The sequence below is a fragment of the Microcoleus sp. EPA2 genome (assembly GCA_020882975.1).
Classification (GTDB): Bacteria; Cyanobacteriota; Cyanobacteriia; order Cyanobacteriales; family Microcoleaceae; genus Microcoleus.
The window spans coordinates 89,213-95,937 of record JAHRFD010000027.1 but is presented as its reverse complement, the minus strand read 5'-3'; the positions used below and the strand labels follow the sequence as shown (position 1 = coordinate 95,937).

Sequence of the window (6,725 nt, the reverse complement as noted above, 5' to 3'; positions counted from 1 at the left end):
CAAAATCTTATCACTTTTGCGAAAGCTTTTAGTTACAAAATACGTATATTTAACAATTATTTGCAATAAGTGGAAATTAAAGCCGTCCTAGAAGGACGGGGCTTTAGACCCAATTTTTTGGTAAAGCGGCTGGAGTCGATCGAACAATGCAGCATCACAAAGATCTTCAAGGCTAGTCCGTTTTGGCAGTTGCTGTCACCGCGGTGATGGCAGCAAATTTTGGCATTGCCAAATTAAATTATTTGTCCGATCGATCCGCTAGCTATGAAACGGAACTCCGACATTTGCAAGGATTGGCCAATCGCTTAGACGCGCTGGAGTGGAGAGCAATTGCTAACAAAAAAGTTACCTCAGATCTAGAGGAAACCCTAGAGAAGCAACGACAGCAAGCAAAGCTCAGTTTTGATACCCTCAAACATACTGCTTCTTCGTTTCGAGATTTGCAAGAAGTGGACTCAGCCTACCAAACCTATTCGATCGCTGTTAATAAACTCTTGACCCTGCTAAAAACTGCTCAGATTGAAGAAGCATTGGAGGTGGATGAGAAGCAGGTAGATCCCAGCTATGAAAAATTGTATGCGATCGTGACGAAAAAGACCGTAGAAGCGGCAAAAAATAGGGCAAATCTACAATACTGGGCTAACTTTGGCTCGATATTGATTATGACCTTTTTAGTTGCGACAATTTGGATACTGCGATCGGAAATGTTGCGATCACAGCAAAGATTTCAGGAAATCAAGAATGTGCGCCAGCGGGAAGCGCGCTTGGAACAAGAGCGTCAACTTCTAGAATCGAAAGTGATGGAGCGCACACAGACGCTTCAAACCACAAATGACGCATTGGAACAAACTCTCACGGCACTGAAAGAGTCGCAGATTCAGCTAATCCAAAGTGAGAAAATGTCAGCTTTAGGGCAAATGATGGCTGGTGTTGCTCATGAAATCAATAATCCGGTTGGCTTTATTGCTGGGAATATAGCTCCGGCGCGAGACTACGTAAGGGATTTGTTTGGTCTGATTAATTTATATCAACAAAAATTTCCGCAACCTGGTTCCGAGATAGAGGCAGAAATTCAAGCGATCGACCTAGATTATATACGGCAAGACTTGCCTAAGCTTTTTCAATCGATGAAAGATGGGGTGGTACGAATTAAAGATATCAGTAGAAGTTTACGCATTTTTTCGAGAGCCGATTGCGATCGCCCCACAATGTTCAACATTCATGAGGGCATTGATAGTACCATCTTGATTCTCCAGCATCGACTAAAATCAAATCCTACCAGACCTGCGATCGAGATTATCAGAGAATACGGCGAACTGCCGAAAGTCGAATGTTATGCTGGACAACTCAACCAAGTCTTCATGAATTTGCTGGCTAATGCGATCGATTCCTTAGAAGACTCAAATCAACAACGCAGCCTTGAAGATATTGAAGCGAATCCGAACCGGATTGCGATTAAAACTGAGTTATCTAGCGATCGCAAATCTGCTGGAATCCGCATTAAAGATAATGGTATTGGTATGACAGATGAAGTGAAGCAGAAAGTATTTGACCATCTGTTTACAACCAAGGGCGTGGGTAAGGGAACGGGGCTGGGATTGGCGATTGTTCATCAAATTGTGGTTGATAAACACGTTGGAACTATCGAAGTAAAATCTAGGCCTGGAGAGGGAGCAGAGTTTGCGATCGCTATTCCGATTGAGATCGCGTCTCAATAACTAATGGTACTATTCCTGACTTAAGATATCTAAAAACTCTCGAACAACGCGATCGGCATCTTCGCAGCATCTTTGGGCATCACAATAGTGGATGATGGTAATACCAGCAGATGCAAACAGGCGATCGCGCGTTTCATCTTTTTCTGTATCTGGATGCCATATTTCCAGAATACCCCATTTGCCTTGGTGGAAGATGAGAAAATCTGGTTCTTGGTTTTGTCGCCCTGCGGGTGTGGTGAGGCGGGCTTTGGAGTTGGGGAAAAAGAGGGTGTTTGTGCGATCGAGCGCTTCGGCTATTTTTACTTGTTCTTCGCAGCGAAAGCGCAGATCGTTCCCGTGATAAATCCGTTCTTTTGTGCTTGAAAAAATTCCCTGGTTATGCGCGTTTTCCGGCTTAATAATTCCATCTGATACTGTATGATAATCAGATAGAATTGCACCGTGTAAATCTGCTGACGAATCAGATTCACTTAAGTTTGCGAATGATAGTCTGGCTCCGGTTAAATTAGCACCGCTGAGGTTAACTCCGATAACTTGAGTTCGATGTAATGTCACTTGATGTCGTCGCAAGTATCGCTTAAAAACAGAGCGTAAATTATTTTTTTTTACCTTTTCATCAAAAGCCTCTGAGAGTTGTTTCCAGAGTTTAGCCGCCAGCGCTTTGATGTATTCATCATTATATTGAGAGAGTTGAGAAATTTCTTCGTAGGAACATCGGCCTTCCCAGCATTGTCTGAAGATGAGCTCTTGCACGTCGTTTAAGCCTTCGCCATCGAGGACTGTTTCTGCGATCGCGATTGCTTCATCAACGGTCATGGCTTAAGTTTCCTTAAAGTATATATTTGGTGAAGTTTTGATAATAATACCATTTTTTTATGATGCTGTATAGAATCCGATCCCCCCTAAAGAGGGCGGGCACGGGGGCACCGCCCCTACAATGGGGGGACAAGACTCTTCTCACAGTCCCCCTTCTTAAGGGGGATTTAGGGGGATCGAGATATGTGCAACGACCCATTAAATTAATATAATACCAATTTTTTATGAGGCCCCGTAGAATCCGATCCCCCCTAGCCCCCCTTCTTAAGGGGGGGACAAGACTCTTCTCAAAGCCCTAAAGAGGGCGGGCACGGGGGCACCGCCCCTACAAGGGGGGGACAAGATTCTTCTCAAAGTCCCCCTTCTTAAGGGGGATTTAGGGGGATCGAGATATGTGCAACGACCCATTAAATTAATATAAGAGGTTATATCTTAGCAATTAAGGCTGATGTTCATTCAACCAATTGGTTAAATCTGAGGCTGATGAAAAATCCAGCAGCGCCTCTCCTAAATCCTCTAATTCTTCTACTGATAAAGTCTGAATTTGCTCGCGGGTTTCAGGTGCGATCGAACCGATGCGTCGAATCAACAGGCGACTGAGCAACGACAGCGCCTCATCTTTCCTTCCTTCAAGGAGGCCTAGTTGTCTTCCTTCAAGGAGGCCATCTTCGCGAATTTCTTGGTAAATCACAGAACCGCGCATAGTTTCTTTCCTAAATAGTTGTCTGATTAAGTCTTTTTCAAATCTCAAACCTGCGAGCACTTGGGTACAAGCGAGTAAATCTGCTTGTTGGTTCGGTTCTTCTATTGTAGCAATCTGAGTAGCTATTTGCTCTAACAAAGTTCGCGGCGAGTTGGTTTGGGATAGTGTCGCCAATGGGAGTAAGCCGGGGACGGACAGCAGTAAAGCGGGGTCTTGTTCCCACAGGCGAATAACTCGATAGCCGTGTCGGGTGTTCGTGTCTGTGTACTCGGATACAAAAACTTGTTCTGAGGCTGTTTGCTGCAAAAAGATTACTACTTGATTGATGGCACAGGAGTATTGCCGTTTGAGCCTAACGTAGTAGTCTAGCATCCTGAAGGCGATCGGCGGGTCGGAGTAGGGTCTGGTTTCAAATTCCAGATGTAGGATTTGGTTATCCGTTTGCAGGAAAACGAGAGAATCGGCTCGGATGGGTTCTTGAATTAGTTCGGTTTTGAGTACCTGAACAGTGGTGGGTTCGTCAATTGGTAGCAGCCAGTGGGCGAAGGCGGCGGGGAATTTTTCTGCTAGATATTTACAGGTGTTGTCGTAGGCCAAGGAAGTTGGGTTATGAGAGGGGTTATTTAGAAGAGTTTAACTCTACGGGCATCTACCTGAGAGGAGATTTTTGGGAAATTTGGGGAAAGTCCTTACTTTTTATCACTTTTTATCATTGAAAAAGATCGGGTCGTGTTGGTAAGCTGATTTGAATAAAGAGCGCTCAACAAAAGGAATATCAGGAGAATCATCGTGGAACAGTGGATTAACTTCGAGCAATCTTTAAATCAGCGATTAAATAGCCAAGATTTAGACGAACGACAGAATAAAGCCAAAAATTTCTCGCTTCAAGGTCATTCTTTAGTTCGAGGCGTTGCAGGTTCTGGTAAATCATTAGTATTGCGAAATCGTATTGAAAAATTAATTGATGAGGGTTATAAGGATATTTTGGTATTGTGTTACAATCGCTTTATGAATCAATGGATTGATTCAATAATAAAACCAAACGGCTGGAGTTTAAAAGTAGAGAGTCGAACTTTTCATAGTTGGGCTTATCGCATAGGGTATAATTATGAGTGGGATAATAATCCTGAAATGCGACGGCAAATTATTGATTTAGTTCAAAAGAACGCCAAAAATCGTTATCAAGCCATTTTAATTGATGAAGCTCAAGATTTTTATGATGAATGGTTTATGGCGATGTTAGGTGCTGTAAGTCCCGATACAAACTCTATCTTTTTTGTCTATGACAACACTCAGTCAGTTTACGACGGTCAGCAACATCGAAGAAAGGAAAAATGGCGTTGGAAGGATCTTGGATTTAATATTCCTGGAGGCAGTGCGCAAATATTTGATATAAACTATAGAAACGCACCAGAAATTATAGAATTAGCTTGGCAGTTTATATGTCCTTATTTAGCTAGTGCTAATATGAAGACAAGTAAACGTTCAGGTTCTAATATCGGTAGTATTGTCGAGCCACTCAAAAAGTCTTCTCGCAGTTCATCTATTAAGCCAATGCTTGTAAAAAGTGATATGTCTCCAGACAATATAGCTAAACAGGTTAAACTGGCATTGAGCAGTCATCCAGATTCTTCAATCGGAGTTTTATTGCATCCACAAGAGCCAAAATCCTTTAAATCAGAAATTAGTAAATGCCTGCATAAATTGGGTGTTAAAAATCACGCTCCCATGTTTCCTCAAGAACGAGATCATAACGTTGTAAACCGACCTTTCGTAATTGTAGATTCTTGGAACGCGCTGAAAGGAGTTGAGTTTGATGCCGTTATTATTGCTGGCGTTGACCAAGTGAAAGACTTGCCAGATCCCGATAAAGATTTTCAAGAAAAAGCAGGACTTTATACAGCAATAACAAGAGCAAGAGATCACGTAGTTATGTTATACCAAAATGAAACTCATGTTGTGCAGCAACTTCAAAACATTTTGACAGCACCGGATGTTTTGGAGAGTGACTCAATCGTGAATGTTCAGGTTGCTTAGTGTGCAACATTAAGTCCTAGGATAGTAGGACATTTTTTAACTTCATCTGATAACTTTTAAGTCCGCGATCGCTTAATTAACTGTACCTCGAAACACCTTTCCAAATTGATAGTCTTGTTTTCCTTGTGCAATATTAGCAGCAATTTCGGTGCGACGGCGATCGCTCGCGTCTTCGGTGCACGATCACAAGTAAAGCAGTTTGTTCGTCTATAGACAATGTTTCGATCTCGTCTAAAATACTGTCAAATGTTGAGGTTTGCATGGTGAGTTAGGTTTGGTGGCGATGATGGCTGTCTTATTTTACTCAAGTTTAAGGGAACATTCCTGGACGCACTCCGACCAAAGAAACCGGGTTTTTTACGAAAAGACGCGTTGCAGCCTTTAATACTTATGAAAAACCTGGTTTCTCGACCCCCATGCGTAAGTCATAAGAGTTTTACAATAGCATTCAAAAAGCAATTTGAAGCGTCCTGGGTTCAGGGATAGATTCACCTTCCGCTTCCCATGCTTCCAAATACATTTCAATCACTTCTTCGCCGTTATGAATTGCTTGCTCGCGAGTTTCACCGTGAGTGCAAGGCATAATCACGCGATCGCCAAACTCTGGAATCGTGACTAGGAAAAGTCGATCGACCTCCGACCATTGAACGATCGTACTGTATCGACTCATAAATCCTCGCCCTTCCTGAGAAATAATTATTATGTTAAAATTAGCCTTACGCACTATATCCAGGGCTAAGGGCAACCGGGTGTGGGATTCCCTAGTCCGGAAAATGATATTATAACATTGGAGGTTTTTCCATGATTCAATTGATATCTAAGTTAATAACTTTCGATGAATTTCTGGAATGGAAACCAGAAAACGAACGCTATGAACTACACAACGGAGTCATTTTTGAAATGCAAACCACAGGACAACATGAAGAAGTTGTAGATTTCTTGCAGACAGAACTAATATTAGAAACTCGGAGACTCCAACTTCCCTATCGCTTCCCCAAGAATGCCCTGGTTAAATCTCCAAATCAAGAAACGGGTTATTTACCTGATATTTTAGTAGTCAACCGTGATGCTTTAGCCCTAGAACCTTTATGGGCAAAATCCTCCACAATTACTCAAGGCTCGTCCATTACTCTCGCGATTGAAGTGGTCAGCACAAATTGGCGCGATGATTATGCACATAAAATGATAGACTATGAAGCATTAGGTATTCCTGAATACTGGATTGTCGATTATTTGGGTTTGGGAGGTAGGCGTTATATTGGTTCTCCTAAACAGCCTACTTTATCTGTTTGTCAATTAGTAGATTGTGAGTATCAGGTTAGGCTATTTCGAGGAGATTCAAGGGTTGAATCGGTGGTATTTCCTGAGTTGAATTTGACAGCAGAGCAAATTTTTAATGGTGCGTAAGTCTTGAGGGTGTCAATCTAATTATATTCAAAGGCATTTTAATA

General features: G+C 42.2%; 6 protein-coding genes. 3 read left to right on the top strand and 3 right to left on the bottom strand.

The genetic code is table 11. From position 1 onward, the window contains the following. Positions 1-182 precede the first annotated feature (182 nt). Positions 183-1,718, top strand: coding sequence for a sensor histidine kinase (locus AAFP14_RS21065; protein ID WP_341734160.1), 1,536 nt, complete (start codon positions 183-185; stop codon positions 1,716-1,718). Between the two features lie 9 nt (positions 1,719-1,727). Here AAFP14_RS21065 and AAFP14_RS21060 read toward each other — a convergent pair whose 3' ends face one another. Both AAFP14_RS21060 and AAFP14_RS21055 read right to left on the bottom strand, forming a co-directional pair. Next, on the bottom strand, positions 1,728-2,534 hold the full coding sequence (locus AAFP14_RS21060; protein ID WP_341734159.1) for a pentapeptide repeat-containing protein: 807 nt from the start codon (positions 2,532-2,534) through the stop codon (positions 1,728-1,730). A gap of 439 nt (positions 2,535-2,973) precedes the next feature. Further along, positions 2,974-3,834, bottom strand: a complete 861-nt coding sequence (locus tag AAFP14_RS21055) for an Rpn family recombination-promoting nuclease/putative transposase (RefSeq protein ID WP_341734158.1) — start codon at positions 3,832-3,834, stop codon at positions 2,974-2,976. Between the two features lie 192 nt (positions 3,835-4,026). On the opposite strand from AAFP14_RS21055, the gene AAFP14_RS21050 reads away from it, so the two are divergent. Next, positions 4,027-5,274 carry a UvrD-helicase domain-containing protein gene (locus AAFP14_RS21050; RefSeq protein ID WP_341734157.1) on the top strand — a complete coding sequence of 416 codons (1,248 nt, stop codon included), beginning with the start codon at positions 4,027-4,029 and terminating at the stop codon, positions 5,272-5,274. Between the two features lie 448 nt (positions 5,275-5,722). Here the strand turns inward: AAFP14_RS21050 and AAFP14_RS21045 are convergent, their stop codons facing one another. Continuing rightward, entirely contained in the window at positions 5,723-5,944 is a 222-nt protein-coding gene (locus AAFP14_RS21045; RefSeq protein ID WP_341734156.1) for a type II toxin-antitoxin system HicB family antitoxin, read from the bottom strand. Between the two features lie 131 nt (positions 5,945-6,075). On the opposite strand from AAFP14_RS21045, the gene AAFP14_RS21040 reads away from it, so the two are divergent. Continuing rightward, on the top strand, positions 6,076-6,681 hold the full coding sequence (locus AAFP14_RS21040) for a Uma2 family endonuclease (protein WP_341734155.1): 606 nt from the start codon (positions 6,076-6,078) through the stop codon (positions 6,679-6,681). Positions 6,682-6,725 lie beyond the last annotated feature (44 nt).

Coding starts and splice junctions, on each gene's coding strand:
- AAFP14_RS21060 (WP_341734159.1), bottom strand. CDS start 2,534: ATGACCGTTGATGAAGCAATCGCGATCGCAGAAACAGTCCTCGATGGC.
- AAFP14_RS21045 (WP_341734156.1), bottom strand. CDS start 5,944: ATGAGTCGATACAGTACGATCGTTCAATGGTCGGAGGTCGATCGACTT.
- AAFP14_RS21040 (WP_341734155.1), top strand. CDS start 6,076: ATGATTCAATTGATATCTAAGTTAATAACTTTCGATGAATTTCTGGAA.